The organism is Streptomyces sp. 147326, assembly GCF_045000215.1.
GTDB lineage: Bacteria > Actinomycetota > Actinomycetes > Streptomycetales > Streptomycetaceae > Streptomyces.
In genome coordinates this window covers 7,195,411-7,213,889 of sequence record NZ_CP134201.1, presented here as the reverse complement: position 1 = coordinate 7,213,889, position 18,479 = coordinate 7,195,411, and the positions used below count along the sequence as shown (strand labels likewise).

Sequence of the window (18,479 nt, the reverse complement as noted above, 5' to 3'; positions counted from 1 at the left end):
GGGGCCAAGGGCCAGGGAACGGGCCGTGCGATACCCCGCCTCCGGCTCCCGGGTCATGCCGGGCCGGCGGCTCCCGGCTCCCCGTCCCCCACCAGCGGCAGCGGATCGGACGGCTCCAGCTCGGGGTCGTCCACCCGGAAGGTCCGCACCCGGCCGGGCTCCGATCCGGGCTGCTCGAACCGTACGGTCACCCGCCCGACCCCGCTGCCCTGCACCCACCCGGGCCCGTACACCGCGTGCCGTACGTCGCTCCCGGCCGGCCAGCGCCGCTCGGGAGCCGGCTCAGGCGCCCCGGGCGGCTCGGCGGCCACCGGGGCCCCGGCAGCCACAGAAGCCCCCACAGGCGCGGCAGCAGCTCCGGTCTCGCCGCTCCCGCCGACGACGACCGTCCCGGCCTCCTCACCCGTCGTGCCCGTCCCACTGGTCCCGTCCGTCCTGCCGGTCCCACTGGTCCCGCCGGTCCCGCCCGCCCCGTCCGGCTCAGCGGCGAGCGACTGTGCGAACAGGTCCTCCTGCGTGTAGTCCGCGAGCCCCGTCACCCCCACCCCCAGCAGTCGCACCCCTCCCGTGGTGTCCACGCCCTCCAGCAGCCGCCCCGCGGCCTCCCGCACCACCGCGGGGTCGTCCGTGGGCCCGCGCAGCGTCTCGGACCGCGTCAGCGTGGAGAAGTCGTACCGCCGCACCTTCAGCACGATCGTCCGCCCCGAGTGCCCCGAGCCCCTCAGCCGCTGCACACACCGGTCGGCGAGCCGCTGCACCTCGTTCCGGATCCGTACGCGGTCGTGCAGGTCCACGTCGAAGGTGCCCTCGACCGACACCGACTTCGCGTCCCGTTCCGCGACCACCGGCCGGTCGTCCAGCCCCAGCGCCATCCGGTACAGGCCGACGCCGTGCGCCCGCCCGAGCATCCGGACCAGCTCGTCCTCCCCGGCCTCGGCCAGCTCCCCCACCGTGGTGATCCCGGCGCGGCGCAGGTGCTCCCCCGTGGCCGGTCCCACTCCGGGCAGCGTCCGTACGGACATCGGCGCGAGCAGCTCGCGCTCGGTTCCCGGCTCGATCAGCAGCAGCCCGGCCGGCTTGGCCTCCTCGGACGCCACCTTGGCCAGCATCTTCGACCCTGCGAGCCCCACCGACCCGCTGAGCCCCGTGGCAGCCCTGATGTCGGCCCGCAGCCGCTCCCCCGCCGACCGGGCGGTCCACGAGTCGAAGGCCACCCCGCCCGCCTCCAGGTCCACGAAGGCCTCGTCAAGGCTGAGCGGCTCCACGAGCGGCGACAGCTCCCGCAGCAGGGCCATCACCACGTCGCTGACCTGCCGGTAGACACTGAAGCGCGGGATCAGGTAGGCGCCGTTCGGGCAGAGCCGCCGCGCCTGCGCCGTCGGCATCGCGGAGTGCACCCCGAAGCGCCTGGCCTCGTACGACGCCGTGGCGACGACCCCACGGGGCCCCAGCCCGCCGACGATGACGGCCTTGCCCCGCAGACTGGGCTTCGACGCCTGCTCCACGGAGGCGTAGAAGGCGTCCATGTCCAGATGCAGGATGGTCGGCGCGGCTCTCACAGCACCGATGCTGCCCTACGCCACTGACATTTCTCCGGCCCGGATCAGACGGCCCGGTTGCGGCGGGCGGCCAGCTCGTCCGTCGGGTTCTGCCCGACCAGGGTCTCGCCGGTGTCCACCCGCTCCCCGTGCAGCTGCGAGAGCGCGCTCTCGACATCGCGCCACACCACGCCCACGGCGATGCCGAAGACGCCCTGCCCGCCCTGGAGCAGGCTCACGACCTGGTCCGGCGAGGTGCACTCGTACACGGTGGCGCCGTCGCTCATCAGCGTCATCCGTTCGAGGTCCGAGAACCCGCGGTCACGCAGGTGCTGGACCGCCGCACGGATGTTCTGCAGCGCCACCCCGGTGTCCAGGAAGCGCTTGACGATCTTGAGGACCACGACGTCGCGGAAGCTGTAGAGCCGCTGGGTGCCGGATCCGTACGCGGGGCGCACACTCGGCTCCACCAGCCCGGTCCGCGCCCAGTAGTCCAGCTGCCGGTACGTGATGCCGGCCGCGGCACACGCCGTCGGCCCGCGGTATCCGATCTGCTCGGGCGCCGGGTCACCGCTCACCGGTCCGACCGGCGTCGACTCCGGCTGACGGCGCGCGGACCCGACCGCGCCACCGTGCAGCGGGTACGGCCCAGCGTCACTCCGTACGGGGGTGCCCCCGGTCGTACCGTCGCCCGTGATCCTCACGCCGACCCTCCGTCCTTGACCTGCCACCTTGAAGGTAGGCAGTCACCCGGGGTGCGTCAACGATCGCCACACTCGGCACGCCGAGTGATAATCACCCTGAGAGTGGTTTCCCGTATCCCGTTATGGGGAAAGGCTAATCGAATGGGCTGAAAGTTCCCCGCGAATCACGCGGGCGACGCGGCCCACGCCTCACTGCGGGCCGGTGCCGAAGTCCTCGGGCGAGATCTGGTCGAGGAACTCGCGGAACTTCTCCACCTCGTCCTCCTGCTCGTCCGGAATGGCGATTCCGGCGTCGTCCAGCACGCCGTCACTGCCGTAGATCGGCGTCCCCGTCCGCAGGGCCAGCGCTATGGCATCGGAAGGCCGCGCGCTCACCTCGACCCCGCTGGCGAAGACGAGCTCCGCGTAGAAGACGCCCTCCCGCAGATCCGTGATCCGGACCTCGGTGAGCTCCTCGCCGATCGCCTCCAGCACGTCCTTGAACAGGTCGTGCGTCAGCGGCCGGGCAGGGGCCATCCCCTGCTGCGCGAAGGCAATGGCGGTCGCCTCCCCTGGACCGATCCAGATGGGGAGGTACCGGTCGCCTCCCACTTCACGCAGGAGCACGATCGGTTGGTTGGAGGGCATTTCCACCCGGACACCCACAACGTCGAGCTCGTTCACACAGCAACCCTAGGACCTGCCCGGCAGGTTTGGGTAGTCGGGGCTCCACTCCGACCAGCGCGGTCACCGCAACCGGACTCCCAGAGCGGTCTGTACGAGGGCCTCGTGGAGCCGTACGGACAGCCCGGCAAGCTCCTTCAGCGTGGCCTCCGCATGGGCTCTGGTCTGTGGGTTGCGGTGCCGGCGCAGCGGTGCCACGACCTGCTCCACCAGGCCCGCCTCACGGTCGGCGGCGGCCTTCATCGCGCGCAGGTGCCGCGGCTCCAGTCCGAAGCGCCCCAGATCGGCCACGAGGCGGGCCACCGTGACCGCCTCGGCGTCGAAACCACCGCCCGGCGCCTCGGCCAGCAGCCCGTACGACTCCCACTCGGTCAGCTGGACCTCGTCCACCTCGGCGGCGGCGATCAGCTCCGCCCGGCCCACCCGGGCCACGGCGGGCCGCTCCCGCCCGACCTCGCCGTACACGGCCGCCGGGCCGGCGGGACCGTCGGAGTCCCCGTGCGCGGTGGGTGCCGGGATGCGGATCTGCTCACCGCGGGCGAGCGCGTCGAGCTGCTCGCGGATGACCTTCAGCGGCAGGTAGTGGTCCCGCTGCAGACGCAGGATGCGGGCGAGGCGCTCCACGTCCTCGGTGCTGAACTTGCGGTATCCCGAAGGGGTGCGCCGGGGTTCGACGAGCCCCTCCGCCTCCAGAAAACGGATCTTCGAGATGGTGACTTCGGGGAACTCGTCACGCAGCGTGGTGAGCACCGTGCCGATGCTCACCAGCCGCCCGGCCGAGCCGGTGGTGCCGTTCCCGGCACCCCCTGTCGGGTTGCGCAGCATGGGACCTTCCCTGGGAAGCCCCGGACGCAGTCCGGGGGTGGGGGTCCCCCCGGACGGAGTCCGGAAGGGGTCAGATGCCCCGCAGGCTCGCGTAGAAGACCAGCCGGTACTTGCCGATCTGCACCTCGTCGCCGTTGTGCAGCGCGACGGAGTCGATCGGTTCCCGGTTCACGTACGTGCCGTTGAGGCTGCCCACGTCGGAGACGGTGAAGCCGCCGTCCTGGCCCCGGCGGAAGTCGACATGGCGCCGGGAGACGGTGACGTCGTCCAGGAAGATGTCGCTCTGCGGGTGCCGGCCGGCCGTGGTCAGCTCGCCGTCCAGCAGGAAGCGGCTACCGGAGTTGGGACCGCGCCGCACGATGAGCAGAGCGGAACCGGGGGGCAGCGCTTCCACCGCGGCCTGGGCCTCGGGGGACAGCGAGGACGACACGTGCGTTTGTCCCGACACCTCGGCCTCGTAGGCCTCCAGGCCCGAGATCGAGATGGTGGACGTGGTCTCCGAGGCACGCTCCGGCGTCAGACCCGGCCGCAGCGGCGCCCCGCAGTTGGAGCAGAACCGGCTGGCCGCATCGCTGCGGTGTCCGCACCTGCTGCAAATCTGCTCGGCCGACATGGACGGCTCCTCGCGCCGCGGCTGCCCCGCGGAGGCATTGGTGGCGTACGGGTCGGGGGCAAACCCTCCACCCGCAGTTGAGGTTGATGGTTCACCGAAACCTATGCCTCCGGTACCGGCAGGGTCAACGGACGACGCGCCGTGGCCGCCCGAAACATCACCCGGGCCGGCAACCTCGTCGCGGAAGAGCGGCCGGTCGCCCTGCCCTTCCACGTCCCCGCGCCCCGCGCGGTGCCGTGCCGCACCGCCGTCCTCGCGGTTCTTCTTGCCGAACAACTTCTCAAACAACTTCACGGGCGATTCCCCTTGACCGAAACAGACCCGCCCGTGGGGCAGGACGAACTCCGAATGCAGACACCTGCCGACCCGGACATACTCACAACGTCCGTAACCACCAGACAGTTTCCACCACGCACCGCGACTTCAGTGCGCCGACCCCCCGCAGGCATCCGCCCGCGTGAGCCGCTCCACCCTCCACTCCAGTTCCTCACGATGACGACCGAGCGTAGTCAGGCTGCTTCGCAGCCCGCAAGGCATCCACAACGATCTTCGCCGACCGTGTGACGGCAACGGTCGCCTGCTCCTTCTCCAGCGTCTGGACGACACCACCGGGGATGTTGAGCGCGGGCTCCAGATCCTGGGGCTTGCCGATCACCCTGAACTCGTAGGGTTGTGTGATCTTCTTACCGTCGATCGCGACCCCGCCGTTCTCGTCGGAGAAGTACGAGCCGGCCACGATGCGCACACCGTTGATCTGGATCGCCTCGGCCCCGGCCGCCCGCAGCTCCTGAAGGGTGTCCAGCAGCTGGTCGGACTGCACCTGGCCCGTGGGATCGGTGATCTTCAGCGTGATGCCCGGCCCCTGCGCTGCCACCGTACCGGCCAGGATCCCGAGCTGACGCTCCTTCTCCACGGTCTGCTTGCGGGCCTCCTCGGCCTGGTTGGAGCTGCTCTCCAGCTCCCTGCGCTGATCCTCCAGCGCCTGCTTCTCCTCTTCCAGGCGCTTGGTGCGCCCGTCGAGCTCGTCCAGGATCCGTACGAGGTCCTCCTGGCGCGCCCCGCGCAGCGCGCTGGAGTCGCTGTTCGACCGGACCTGGATGGCCAGCCCCAGCCCCAGGACGAACAGCAGCAGTGCGACGATCAGTTGGGCCCGGCTCACCCGCGGCGGCCACAGCCCGGCCGCGAGCCGCTGCCGGCCGGTCTCCTCGGGCTGAGCGGCGGACTGCACGGGCTCCGGCGCGGGCTCCGGCGCAGGCTGCTGCACGGGCTGCGCCGGTACGTCCTTCGGCGGCTGCCCTGCGGGCCCCGCGCCCGACTCCTCGGGACTGTCGTTCGTACTCATCGGCCTCACGCCCGGAACACGTGCCGGCGGATGGCCGCGGCGTTGGAGAAGATGCGGATGCCGAGGACCACGACCACACCCGTGGACAGCTGCGAGCCGACGCCGAGCTTGTCACCGAGGAAGACGATCAGGGCCGCCACCACCACGTTCGACAGGAACGACACCACGAAGACCTTGTCGACGAAGATCCCGTCCAGCATCGCGCGCAGACCGCCGAACACCGCGTCCAGCGCCGCCACCACGGCGATCGGCAGATAAGGCTCCACCACGGCCGGTACCTCGGGCCGGACCAGAAGTCCGACCACCACTCCGGCCAAGAGGCCCAGTACCGCGATCACGATGCACCCTTCTGCTGCTCTACCGGTGTAGCTGTACGTACGGTCAGACTCGACGCGGCCGGCAGCCGCACCTCGTCCGCGGCGGACAGGGTGTAGCGGATCCCGTAGCTTTCCTGCAGCACGTGCAGGTACTGGCCGTCCGCGGAGTCCTGGAAGGCCGTGCCGAGCCGCTTCTTGTCCCCCACCGCCAGCACCTCGTACGGCGGCACCAGCGGCCTGTTGTCGACCAGTATCGCGTCACCCGCGGCCCTGATCGCCGACAGCTCCGTGAGCCGCTGCCCGTTGATGGAGACGGCCTCCGCCCCGGACTGCCACAGCCCGTTGACGATCTTCTGCATGTCGCGGTCGCGGAGCCGGCCGGTGTCCGAGAAACCGGCGCTCTCACGCGGTTTGCCACCGCCTCCGGAAGAAGCGCCCTTCGCATCGTCCACGACCAGCTTGATCCCGGGCCCGCGGACCTCCGTGGCACCGGCCAGCAGCGCCACGAGCTCACCCTGGCCCCCGCCGGGCTGCTTCAGCGCCGCGCGCTGGCGGGCCGCGACATCGGTCCTCAGGCCGTCGATCTGCCGCTCCAGGCCGTCCGCGCGCTCATCGGCCCGCTGCACCCGGTCGATCAGCTCGTGACGCTCCTTGGCCAGCACCGGGGCGGCCAGCCGCGCCTCGGCCGCACCGAGCGTGACGACCATGGCGGTGATCACGAGCCCGGCGGCAAGCCCCAGTTTGGCCTTGAGGGTGCGGGGCAGACCCGCCGTTCCCTCCGCCTCGCGCCGGGCCGCGGCCTCCGCGTAGCCCTCGTCGAGACTGTGGTCCATCACGTGCGTCAGCAGCGACATGGAAGCGTCCGGGCGCGGGGGCACAGGAGACGCCGAAGTCCGGTTGTGGGGCGGCTGCGACATGCCCCACATCGTCGCATGTCGGCGCCGTACACACCCAATGCGCCCATCCGGTGGACCGGAGCGGAACTCCCGCACCCGGCCCACCGGACCCTGTCCTACGTCGTCACGCAGCGACGTCCTACATCGTCACGCGGTGACCGGCGCTCAGTGCCCGGCCCCGTCCACCACGGCCGCCCACTCGTCGAGCAGGGCCTGCGCGGAGGCGTCGTCGGGACCTTCGGCCCACAGGTGCGTGACCGCCTCCGCCGGGTCCGGCAGGACCAGCGCCCACCGTCCGTCGGCCTCGACCACCCGTACCCCGTCGGTGGTGTCCACCTGCCGGTCGCCGGCGGCCTCCACGACCCGCCGCATGACGAGTCCCTTCACCGCCCACGGCGTCGGGACATCACGCTTGAGCACGTGGGCCCGCGGAATCCGCGCGTCGATCTGGCTCAGCGTGAGCTGGGTGCGCGCCACCAGACCGAGCAGCTGCACGAAGGCCGCCGAACCGTCGAAGACGCTGCTGAACTCCGGAACGATGAAGCCGCCCCGGCCGTCCCCGCCGAAGATGGTGTTCTCCGCACGCCCCACGCGGGTCAGGTCGTCGGGCGACGTCGTCGTCCACTCCACCTGCGTGCCGTGGTACGCCGCCACCTGCTCGGCGACCCGGGTCGTGGTCACCGGCAGCGCGACCTTGCCGCTGCGCTTCTCCGCGGCCACTAGGTCGAGCATCACCAGCAGCGCGCGGTCGTCCTCGATGATCCGTCCGCGCTCGTCCACGAGGGAGATCCGTTCGCCCACCGGGTCGAAACGCACCCCGAAGGCCGCCCGTGCCGAGGCGACGATCTCCCCGAGCCGCACCAGCCCGGCCCGCCGGGATTCGCTGGTCTCCGTCGGCCTGGACTCGTCGAGCCCGGGATTGATCGTCAGGGCGTCCACGCCGAGACGTCCCAGGAGGCTCGGCAGAACGAGCCCGGCGCTGCCGTTGGAGGCATCCACGACCACCTTGAGCCCGGCATCGCCGATCCCGGTGGTGTCCACCCGCCGCAGCAGCGAGCCCGTGTATGCGTCGAAGACGCTGCCCGGGAACTGCAGGTCGCCGATCTCGCCGGGGAACGCACGCCGGTACTCCTGGCGTGCGTACACGCGGTCCAGCTTGCGCTGCTGCTGGAGCGAGAGGTCCGCTCCGCGCTCGTCCAGGAACATGATGTCGACGGAGTCCGGCACACCGGGCGAGGTCCGCAGCACGATCCCGCCGGCGGTGCCCCGTGCGGTCTGCTGCCGCGCCACCGGCAGCGGTACGTTCTCCAGGTCCCGTACGTTGATCGCGCTGGCCTGCAGGGCCGAGATCACGGCCCGCTTGAGCGCTCTCGCGCCTCGGGAGTGGTCACGGGCCGTGGTGACCGTCGCACCCTTCTTCAGGGTCGTCGCATAGGCGCCGGCGAGCCGGACCACCAGCTCGGGGGTGATCTCGACGTTCAGGATCCCGGAGACTCCCCGCGCGCCGAACAGATGGGCCTGCCCGCGGGACTCCCAGATGACGGACGTGTTGACGAAGGCACCGGCCTCGATCGTCTTGAAGGGATAGACCCGCACGTTCCCCTGGACGATCGATTCCTCACCGACGAGGCACTCGTCACCGATGACGGCCCCGTCCTCGATCCGCGCGGAACGCATGATGTCGGTGTTCTTGCCGATGACACAGCCGCGCAGATTGCTGTGGGGCCCGATGTAGACGTTGTCGTGGATGACGGCCCTGTGCAGGAAGGCCCCGCTCTTGACGACGACGTTCGACCCGATGACGGTGTGCTCGCGGATCTCCACGCCGGCCTCGATCTTGGCGTAGTCCCCGATGTAGAGGGGTCCGCGCAGCACCGCGTCCGGGCTCACCTCGGCGCCTTCGGCGATCCAGACCCCGGGCGAGATCTCGAAGCCGTCCATCTCGATGTCGACCTTGCCCTCGAGCACGTCGGCCTGTGCCTTGACGTAGCTCTCGTGCGTGCCCACGTCCTCCCAGTAGCCCTCGGCCACGTAGCCGTAGATCGGCCGGCCTTCCTTCATCAGCTGCGGGAAGACATCGCCGGACCAGTCGACGGAGACGTCCGGATCCACGTAATTGAAGACCTCGGGCTCCATGACGTAGATACCGGTGTTGACGGTGTCGGAGAACACCTGGCCCCAGGTCGGCTTCTCCAGGAAGCGCTCGACCTTGCCCTCCTCGTCCACGATCGTGATGCCGAATTCCAGCGGGTTCGGCACCCGGGTCAGGCACACGGTGACGAGTGCGCCCTTCTCCTTGTGGAAGCGGATCAGATCGGTGAGGTCGAAGTCGGTGAGCGCATCGCCGGAAATGACGACGAAGGCGTCATCCTTCAAGGCCTCCTCGGCATTCTTCACACTGCCGGCGGTGCCGAGTGGCTTCTCCTCGTTGGCATAGGTGAGCTCCATTCCGAGCTCTTCGCCATCCCCGAAGTAGTTCTTGACGAGCGACGCCAGGAACTGCACGGTGACCACGGTCTCGCTGAGCCCATGGCGCTTGAGCAGCCTGAGCACGTGCTCCATGATCGGCCTGTTGGCCACCGGCAGGAGCGGCTTGGGCATGCTCGAGGTCATGGGGCGAAGACGCGTACCTTCGCCACCGGCCATCACGACGGCCTTCATGTCGGAAGAATCCTCCTTGAGAGATGACAGTCGTGCCGACTCTCACCCGTCTCGGTCGGTGACTCCGCAACTCCTCCGCGTCATCCGGCGCCGGTCGGGCTCAATCGGCAGTGGCGTCAGCCTTCACGAGACGGCGGACTTGAACCACGTAAAGGATTCCTGCCCACCAATAGAGGGTTGTACCCCATCCCGCGAACGCCCATCCGAAAACTGACCCCAACCAGGCCAACCAACCCGTGCCATCACTGAGCAGCAGCAAGGGAAACGCGTACATCAGGTTGAAGGTCGCCGCCTTGCCGAGGAAGTTGACCTGCGGCGGCGGATAGCCGTGACGGCGCAGGATCCACACCATGACTAGCAACATCAGCTCACGCAAGAGCAGTGCTCCGGTGAGCCACAGCGGCAGCAGCTCGCGATAGGTCAGACCGAAGAGCGTCGACAGGATGTAGAGGCGGTCCGCAGCCGGGTCCAGCAGCCGGCCGAGCTTGCTGATCTGATTCCAGCGCCGCGCGAGCTTCCCGTCGAGGTAGTCGCTGATCCCGCTGAGCATGAGGACGGCCAGGGCCCATCCGTCGTACTCCGCGAGGATCAGCCACAGGAACAAGGGCACGCCGGCGAGGCGAGCCATGCTCAGGATGTTCGGAATGGTGAAAATTCGGTCGGTCTGAACCCGAGTCTCCTGGACCTCCACCCGGGGGCCTCCACTGTGACTGTAGAAAACGGTCGTTCGATGCCCCCTGACCCTACAGGAGACCCCACACGTGTCCGGAACGCAGAAAAGCCCCGCACCGGACCCGAAGGTCTGGTGCGGGGCTTCCGCAATGATTGTTCGGCGGCGTCCTACTCTCCCACAGGGTCCCCCCTGCAGTACCATCGGCGCTGAAAGGCTTAGCTTCCGGGTTCGGAATGTAACCGGGCGTTTCCCTAACGCTATGACCACCGAAACACTATGAAATTTGAACGCTGGCATGAACACAGCTGTTCGTTATTTCAGAACTAACACAGTGGACGCGAGCAACTGAGGACAAGCCCTCGGCCTATTAGTACCAGTCAGCTTCACCCGTTACCGGGCTTCCACATCTGGCCTATCAACCCAGTCGTCTACTGGGAGCCTTACCCTCTCAAGGAGGTGGGAATACTCATCTTGAAGCAGGCTTCCCGCTTAGATGCTTTCAGCGGTTATCCCTCCCGAACGTAGCCAACCAGCCATGCCCTTGGCAGGACAACTGGCACACCAGAGGTTCGTCCGTCCCGGTCCTCTCGTACTAGGGACAGCCCTTCTCAATATTCCTACGCGCACAGCGGATAGGGACCGAACTGTCTCACGACGTTCTAAACCCAGCTCGCGTACCGCTTTAATGGGCGAACAGCCCAACCCTTGGGACCGACTCCAGCCCCAGGATGCGACGAGCCGACATCGAGGTGCCAAACCATCCCGTCGATATGGACTCTTGGGGAAGATCAGCCTGTTATCCCCGGGGTACCTTTTATCCGTTGAGCGACGGCGCTTCCACAAGCCACCGCCGGATCACTAGTCCCGACTTTCGTCCCTGCTCGACCCGTCGGTCTCACAGTCAAGCTCCCTTGTGCACTTACACTCAACACCTGATTGCCAACCAGGCTGAGGGAACCTTTGGGCGCCTCCGTTACCCTTTGGGAGGCAACCGCCCCAGTTAAACTACCCATCAGACACTGTCCCTGATCCGGATCACGGACCGAGGTTAGACATCCAGCACGACCAGAGTGGTATTTCAACGATGACTCCACCCCAACTGGCGTTGAGGTTTCACAGTCTCCCACCTATCCTACACAAGCCGAACCGAACACCAATATCAAACTGTAGTAAAGGTCCCGGGGTCTTTCCGTCCTGCTGCGCGAAACGAGCATCTTTACTCGTAGTGCAATTTCACCGGGCCTATGGTTGAGACAGTCGAGAAGTCGTTACGCCATTCGTGCAGGTCGGAACTTACCCGACAAGGAATTTCGCTACCTTAGGATGGTTATAGTTACCACCGCCGTTTACTGGCGCTTAAGTTCTCAGCTTCGCACGCCCGAAAGCGCACTAACCGGTCCCCTTAACGTTCCAGCACCGGGCAGGCGTCAGTCCGTATACATCGCCTTACGGCTTCGCACGGACCTGTGTTTTTAGTAAACAGTCGCTTCTCGCTGGTCTCTGCGGCCACCCCCAGCTCACGGAGTAAATCCGATCACCAGTGATGGCCCCCCTTCTCCCGAAGTTACGGGGGCATTTTGCCGAGTTCCTTAACCATAGTTCACCCGAACGCCTCGGTATTCTCTACCTGACCACCTGAGTCGGTTTAGGGTACGGGCCGCCATGAAACTCGCTAGAGGCTTTTCTCGACAGCATAGGATCATCCACTTCACCACAATCGGCTCGGCATCAGGTCTCAGCCTTAATGAGGGACGGATTTGCCTACCCCTCGGCCTACACCCTTACCCCGGGACAACCACCGCCCGGGCTGGACTACCTTCCTGCGTCACCCCATCGCTTACCTACTACAAGTCTGGTTCGCCGGCTCCACCACTTTCCTTTCCCCGAAGGGTCCGGAACGGCTTCACGGACTTAGCATCGCCTGATTCGATATTGGGCGTTTCAAAGCGGGTACCGGAATATCAACCGGTTGTCCATCGACTACGCCTGTCGGCCTCGCCTTAGGTCCCGACTTACCCTGGGCAGATCAGCTTGACCCAGGAACCCTTAGTCAATCGGCGCACACGTTTCTCACGTGTGTATCGCTACTCATGCCTGCATTCTCACTCGTGAACCGTCCACAACTAGCTTCCGCTGCTGCTTCACCCGGCACACGACGCTCCCCTACCCATCACAGCGGGCGTTGGCCCTATTGCTGCAATGACACGACTTCGGCGGTACGCTTGAGCCCCGCTACATTGTCGGCGCGGAATCACTTGACCAGTGAGCTATTACGCACTCTTTCAAGGGTGGCTGCTTCTAAGCCAACCTCCTGGTTGTCTCTGCGACTCCACATCCTTTCCCACTTAGCGTACGCTTAGGGGCCTTAGTCGATGCTCTGGGCTGTTTCCCTCTCGACCATGGAGCTTATCCCCCACAGTCTCACTGCCGTGCTCTCACTTACCGGCATTCGGAGTTTGGCTAAGGTCAGTAACCCGGTAGGGCCCATCGCCTATCCAGTGCTCTACCTCCGGCAAGAAACACACGACGCTGCACCTAAATGCATTTCGGGGAGAACCAGCTATCACGGAGTTTGATTGGCCTTTCACCCCTAACCACAGGTCATCCCCCAGTTTTCAACCCTGGTGGGTTCGGTCCTCCACGAAGTCTTACCTCCGCTTCAACCTGCCCATGGCTAGATCACTCCGCTTCGGGTCTAGAGCGTGCAACTCAATCGCCCTATTCGGACTCGCTTTCGCTACGGCTTCCCCACACGGGTTAACCTCGCTACACACCGCTAACTCGCAGGCTCATTCTTCAAAAGGCACGCAGTCACGACCGTTGTTCCGAAGAAAACGGCGACGCTCCCACGGCTTGTAGGCACACGGTTTCAGGTACTATTTCACTCCGCTCCCGCGGTACTTTTCACCATTCCCTCACGGTACTATCCGCTATCGGTCACCAGGGAATATTTAGGCTTAGCGGGTGGTCCCGCCAGATTCACACGGGATTTCTCGGGCCCCGTGCTACTTGGGAGATGAGCAAGCAAGCCGCTGATGTTTCGTCTACGGGGGTCTTACCCTCTACGCCGGACCTTTCGCATGTCCTTCGACTACATCAACGGTTTCTGACTCGCCGACCGGCCGGCAGACCGATCAAGCTCATTCCCACAACCCCGCATGCGCAACCCCTGCCGGGTATCACACGCATACGGTTTGGCCTCATCCGGTTTCGCTCGCCACTACTCCCGGAATCACGGTTGTTTTCTCTTCCTGAGGGTACTGAGATGTTTCACTTCCCCTCGTTCCCTCCACATGCCCTATGTGTTCAGGCATGGGTGACAGCCCATGACGACTGCCGGGTTTCCCCATTCGGACACCCCCGGATCAAAGCTCAGTTGGCAGCTCCCCGGGGCCTATCGCGGCCTCTCACGTCCTTCATCGGTTCCTGGTGCCAAGGCATCCACCGTGCGCCCTTAAAAACTTGGCCACAGATGCTCGCGTCCACTGTGTAGTTCTCAAACAACGACCAGCCACCCATCACCCTGCTCCACTCGGGAACAAGTTCACTGGGGCCGGCACTGAAGACATGACCTTACGGCCGTACCTTCAGGACCCAACAACGTGCCAGGCACGATCCTCCGTCAGTGACTCACTTTCCACGCCGAAGCAGTACTCGTGATCCATCCGGAAAACCGTGCCAACTAATCAACGTTCCACCCATGAGCTGACCGTGCAGAACATTTGTCTGCAATCGGTACTGTGCTCCTTAGAAAGGAGGTGATCCAGCCGCACCTTCCGGTACGGCTACCTTGTTACGACTTCGTCCCAATCGCCAGTCCCACCTTCGACAGCTCCCTCCCTTACGGGTTGGGCCACCGGCTTCGGGTGTTACCGACTTTCGTGACGTGACGGGCGGTGTGTACAAGGCCCGGGAACGTATTCACCGCAGCAATGCTGATCTGCGATTACTAGCAACTCCGACTTCATGGGGTCGAGTTGCAGACCCCAATCCGAACTGAGACCGGCTTTTTGAGATTCGCTCCACCTTACGGTATCGCAGCTCATTGTACCGGCCATTGTAGCACGTGTGCAGCCCAAGACATAAGGGGCATGATGACTTGACGTCGTCCCCACCTTCCTCCGAGTTGACCCCGGCGGTCTCCTGTGAGTCCCCATCACCCCGAAGGGCATGCTGGCAACACAGGACAAGGGTTGCGCTCGTTGCGGGACTTAACCCAACATCTCACGACACGAGCTGACGACAGCCATGCACCACCTGTATACCGACCACAAGGGGGGCACTATCTCTAATGCTTTCCGGTATATGTCAAGCCTTGGTAAGGTTCTTCGCGTTGCGTCGAATTAAGCCACATGCTCCGCTGCTTGTGCGGGCCCCCGTCAATTCCTTTGAGTTTTAGCCTTGCGGCCGTACTCCCCAGGCGGGGAACTTAATGCGTTAGCTGCGGCACCGACGACGTGGAATGTCGCCAACACCTAGTTCCCAACGTTTACGGCGTGGACTACCAGGGTATCTAATCCTGTTCGCTCCCCACGCTTTCGCTCCTCAGCGTCAGTAATGGCCCAGAGATCCGCCTTCGCCACCGGTGTTCCTCCTGATATCTGCGCATTTCACCGCTACACCAGGAATTCCGATCTCCCCTACCACACTCTAGCTAGCCCGTATCGAATGCAGACCCGAGGTTAAGCCTCGGGCTTTCACATCCGACGTGACAAGCCGCCTACGAGCTCTTTACGCCCAATAATTCCGGACAACGCTTGCGCCCTACGTATTACCGCGGCTGCTGGCACGTAGTTAGCCGGCGCTTCTTCTGCAGGTACCGTCACTTTCGCTTCTTCCCTGCTGAAAGAGGTTTACAACCCGAAGGCCGTCATCCCTCACGCGGCGTCGCTGCATCAGGCTTTCGCCCATTGTGCAATATTCCCCACTGCTGCCTCCCGTAGGAGTCTGGGCCGTGTCTCAGTCCCAGTGTGGCCGGTCGCCCTCTCAGGCCGGCTACCCGTCGTCGCCTTGGTGGGCCATTACCCCACCAACAAGCTGATAGGCCGCGGGCTCATCCTTCACCGCCGGAGCTTTCAACCCCCGCCCATGCAGGCAGGAGTGGTATCCGGTATTAGACCCCGTTTCCAGGGCTTGTCCCAGAGTGAAGGGCAGATTGCCCACGTGTTACTCACCCGTTCGCCACTAATCCACCCCGAAGGGCTTCATCGTTCGACTTGCATGTGTTAAGCACGCCGCCAGCGTTCGTCCTGAGCCAGGATCAAACTCTCCATGAATGTTTACCCGTAATCGGGTGCACACATCACTTAGAGCGGGCACGTCAGGTCGGAATAAGACCGACGCGCCACAACGTCCTCGCTGTGTAATTGCCTGCCAGTGCCCGAAGGCTCGACAGGACTTTTTCAAAGGAACCTCATCCACCGAAGTGGACGGGGTATCAACTTCTGGCGTTGATTTTTGGCACGCTGTTGAGTTCTCAAGGAACGGACGCTTCCTTCGTACTCACCCTCTCGGGCTTTCCTCCGGGCTTTTCGTTCTGTGTTCTTGCGTTTCCGACTCTATCAGACCCTTCCGGGCCCGATTTCCTCGGTGCTTTCCAGTTCCTGCGCTTTCGCGCTTTCCCTTTCCGGCGATTCCGACTCTATCAGCGATTTCCCGGCTCTCTGGCCACTCGCCGTATTACCGAAAAGGCATACGAAAAGACGGACGGAGATCAAGATCGTTGATGAAGAGGGAGGGGTCCCGTCCATCTGCCGTTCGCGAGAAGTTCACACGAGGCGTCCTGGCGGGAGTCACGACAGTACAGGCCCCATGGTGCCCAAGCAAATCGATTCAGGCGTATGGTCTAGTCCACCGGTCTAGTCCACTAGTCTCCGTGCCGAAGGGCCAGCCCGGATCGGGACCTGACATCGGGCGAACCCGAACATCAAGTGACATATCCTTCAGAAGAGTACGCCGTTCGCGACAGGCAGTGACGGCGACACGATGAGCCCCACCCCTGGGAGGCCCCCATGACCAGCGTGACGTCCCCACTTGCCGGGATCGCCATCGGACTCGCGGCAGTGCCCGATCCGGTGTTCTCCGGCGCGATGGTGGGACCGGGCACCGCTATTGATCCCGTCCGCGAGCCCTCGGAGGCGGTGGCCCCCGTCGACGGTGTGGTCGTCTCCCTGCACCCGCACGCGTACGTAGTAGTCGACGGCGAGGGCCACGGCGTACTCACGCACCTCGGGATCGACACGGTTCAGCTCAACGGCCAGGGCTTCGAGCTGCTGGTGAACAAGGGCGACACCGTGACCCGCGGCCAGGCCGTCATCCGCTGGAACCCCGCTGCGGTCGAGGCCGCCGGCAAGTCGCCCATCTGCCCCGTCGTGGCGCTCGAGGCGACGGCCGAATCCCTCTCCGACGTCGTCGACTCCGGCGACGTGAAGGCTGACGACGCACTCTTCAGCTGGCAGTGACGCTTCCGCCCGTCACGGGCGAGTGAGTCGGACATCCACCGCGGCGGCTCGGCCCGCCGCTCAATCGGAGACGGGTGAAATGGAGACAACGCTGCGAGGCGTCGGCGTGAGCCACGGTGTGGCGATCGGCGAGGTCCGGCACATGGGCACGGCGGTCCTGGAGCCGCCGGCCAGGCAGATCACCGCGGACGAGGCGGAGCGCGAGCAGGGGCGCGCCCGTCAGGCGGTGAGTGCGGTGGCGGCCGATCTGATCGCGCGTGGCCAGCTGGCCGGTGGCGAGGCCCAGCACGTGCTCGAGGCCCAGGCGATGATCGCCGAGGACCCCGAGCTGATGGCGGACGTCGACCGGCGGATCGCCGTCGGCAGCACCGCCGAGCGGGGCGTGTACGACGCCTTCGCCGCCTACCGCGATCTGCTCGCGGGGGCCGGCGAGTACATGGCCGGCCGGGTGGCCGACCTGGACGACGTGCGCAACCGCATCGTGGCGCGGCTGCTCGGCGTGCCGATGCCTGGTGTGCCCGACAGCGACGAGCCGTACGTGCTGATCGCGCGGGATCTGGCTCCCGCCGACACGGCGCTGCTGGACCCGGCGCTCGTCCTCGGTTTCGTGACCGAGGAGGGCGGGCCGACCAGTCACAGCGCGATCCTCGCGCGGGCGCTGGGCGTGCCGGCGATCGTGGCGCTGCCGGGTGCCGGTGAGATCGCCGAGGGCACGGTCATCGCCGTCGACGGCAGCACCGGGGACCTGTTCGTCGAGCCCACCGCCGAGAAGAAGGCCGAGCTGGCGGCGGCGGCCGCCGAGCGCAAGGCGGCTCTTGCCGCCTCGTCGGGGCCGGGTGCGACGTCCGACGGTCACAAGGTGCCGCTGCTGGCCAATGTCGGCGGTCCCGCCGACGTACCGGCGGCCGTCGAGGCGGGGGCGGAGGGTGTGGGCCTGTTCCGCACCGAGTTCCTGTTCCTGGACGACAGCAAGAAGGCGCCGTCCGAGGAGAAGCAGATCGAGTCCTACCGCAAGGTGCTTGAGGCGTTTCCCGAGGGCCGTGTCGTCGTGCGGGTGCTGGACGCCGGCGCCGACAAGCCGCTGGACTTCCTGACTCCGGCCGACGAGCCGAACCCGGCGCTCGGCGTCCGCGGGCTGCGCTCGCTGCTGGACCACCCGGACGTGCTGCGTACGCAGCTCACCGCGCTGGCCAAGGCGGCCGAGGGGCTGCCGGTCTACCTCGAGGTCATGGCCCCGATGGTCGCCGACCGCATCGATGCCAAGGCTTTCGCGGACGCCTGCCGCGAGGCGGGCCTCAAGGCCAAGTTCGGCGCGATGGTGGAGATTCCCTCCGCCGCGCTCCGGGCGCGCTCGATCCTGCAGGAGGTCGAGTTCCTGTCGCTGGGTACGAACGACCTCGCGCAGTACGCCTTCGCCGCGGACCGGCAGGTGGGTGCGGTGTCGCGGCTGCAGGACCCGTGGCAGCCGGCGCTGCTCGACCTCATCGCCATGTCGGCCGACGCGGCCAGGGCCGAGGGCAAGAGCTGCGGTGTCTGTGGTGAGGCCGCTTCGGACCCGCTGCTGGCCTGTGTGCTGACGGGTCTGGGTGTCACCTCCTTGTCGATGGGTGCCGCGTCGATTCCCTATGTGCGGGCGACGCTCGCGAAGTACACGCTCGCCCAGTGCGAGCGTGCCGCGGCGGCCGCCCGGGCGTCGGACAGCGCCGAGGAGGCCCGCGTGGCCGCGCAGGCGGTGCTCTCCGGCGAATAGCCGGACGGACCGTCGTTCCCCGAGGGGCTCTCGCCA

12 protein-coding genes and 3 rRNA genes are annotated in these 18,479 nt (G+C 66.1%); 2 read left to right on the top strand and 13 right to left on the bottom strand.

Going from position 1 to position 18,479, the window contains the following annotated elements; genetic code table 11:
• Window positions 1-53: 53 nt before the first annotated feature.
• From RIU97_RS33145 to RIU97_RS33085, 13 genes are all read right to left on the bottom strand, one after another.
• Entirely contained in the window at window positions 54-1,559 is a 1,506-nt protein-coding gene (locus RIU97_RS33145) for a DNA polymerase IV (protein WP_404961200.1), read from the bottom strand.
• 44 nt (window positions 1,560-1,603) lie between these two features.
• Window positions 1,604-2,242 (bottom strand): MerR family transcriptional regulator, encoded by a 639-nt coding sequence (locus RIU97_RS33140; protein WP_404961199.1) that lies wholly within the window; start codon window positions 2,240-2,242, stop codon window positions 1,604-1,606.
• Window positions 2,243-2,431: 189 nt separating this feature from the next.
• Complete coding sequence (locus tag RIU97_RS33135) at window positions 2,432-2,905, bottom strand: bifunctional nuclease family protein (RefSeq protein ID WP_030009777.1); 474 nt, start codon at window positions 2,903-2,905, stop codon at window positions 2,432-2,434.
• A 63-nt stretch (window positions 2,906-2,968) separates the two neighbouring features.
• A complete protein-coding gene (locus tag RIU97_RS33130) occupies window positions 2,969-3,730 on the bottom strand; it encodes a MerR family transcriptional regulator (RefSeq protein WP_404961198.1) in 762 nt (253 codons plus the stop codon).
• 70 nt (window positions 3,731-3,800) lie between these two features.
• Window positions 3,801-4,745: an FHA domain-containing protein gene (locus RIU97_RS33125; protein ID WP_404963030.1), complete on the bottom strand. Its 945-nt coding sequence runs from the start codon at window positions 4,743-4,745 to the stop codon at window positions 3,801-3,803.
• A gap of 85 nt (window positions 4,746-4,830) precedes the next feature.
• Window positions 4,831-5,685: a DUF881 domain-containing protein gene (locus RIU97_RS33120; protein ID WP_404961197.1), complete on the bottom strand. Its 855-nt coding sequence runs from the start codon at window positions 5,683-5,685 to the stop codon at window positions 4,831-4,833.
• A gap of 5 nt (window positions 5,686-5,690) precedes the next feature.
• Window positions 5,691-6,023, bottom strand: a complete 333-nt coding sequence (locus RIU97_RS33115; protein WP_007262894.1) for a small basic family protein — start codon at window positions 6,021-6,023, stop codon at window positions 5,691-5,693.
• Window positions 6,020-6,928, bottom strand: coding sequence for a DUF881 domain-containing protein (locus tag RIU97_RS33110; protein ID WP_404961196.1), 909 nt, complete (start codon window positions 6,926-6,928; stop codon window positions 6,020-6,022). Before RIU97_RS33110 ends, RIU97_RS33115 begins: the two co-directional genes overlap by 4 nt.
• A 135-nt stretch (window positions 6,929-7,063) precedes the next feature.
• The gene (locus RIU97_RS33105; RefSeq protein ID WP_404961195.1) at window positions 7,064-9,559 is read right to left on the bottom strand and encodes a sugar phosphate nucleotidyltransferase; all 2,496 of its coding nucleotides are present in this window, start codon (window positions 9,557-9,559) and stop codon (window positions 7,064-7,066) included.
• A gap of 100 nt (window positions 9,560-9,659) precedes the next feature.
• Complete coding sequence (locus tag RIU97_RS33100; RefSeq protein WP_327412764.1) at window positions 9,660-10,250, bottom strand: CDP-alcohol phosphatidyltransferase family protein; 591 nt, start codon at window positions 10,248-10,250, stop codon at window positions 9,660-9,662.
• Window positions 10,251-10,386: 136 nt separating this feature from the next.
• Window positions 10,387-10,503 (bottom strand): 5S ribosomal RNA (gene rrf / locus RIU97_RS33095).
• 76 nt (window positions 10,504-10,579) lie between these two features.
• Window positions 10,580-13,700, bottom strand: a 23S ribosomal RNA gene (locus RIU97_RS33090).
• A 283-nt stretch (window positions 13,701-13,983) separates the two neighbouring features.
• A 16S ribosomal RNA gene (locus RIU97_RS33085) occupies window positions 13,984-15,508 on the bottom strand.
• Together the 16S, 23S and 5S rRNA genes form the textbook arrangement of a ribosomal RNA operon.
• Window positions 15,509-16,243: 735 nt before the next feature.
• On the opposite strand from RIU97_RS33085, the gene RIU97_RS33080 reads away from it, so the two are divergent.
• Together RIU97_RS33080 and ptsP are read left to right on the top strand one after the other, a co-directional pair.
• Window positions 16,244-16,693 carry a PTS glucose transporter subunit IIA gene (locus tag RIU97_RS33080; protein WP_404961194.1) on the top strand — a complete coding sequence of 150 codons (450 nt, stop codon included), beginning with the start codon at window positions 16,244-16,246 and terminating at the stop codon, window positions 16,691-16,693.
• 79 nt (window positions 16,694-16,772) lie between these two features.
• Entirely contained in the window at window positions 16,773-18,443 is a 1,671-nt protein-coding gene (ptsP, locus tag RIU97_RS33075) for a phosphoenolpyruvate--protein phosphotransferase (protein ID WP_404961193.1), read from the top strand.
• Window positions 18,444-18,479 lie beyond the last annotated feature (36 nt).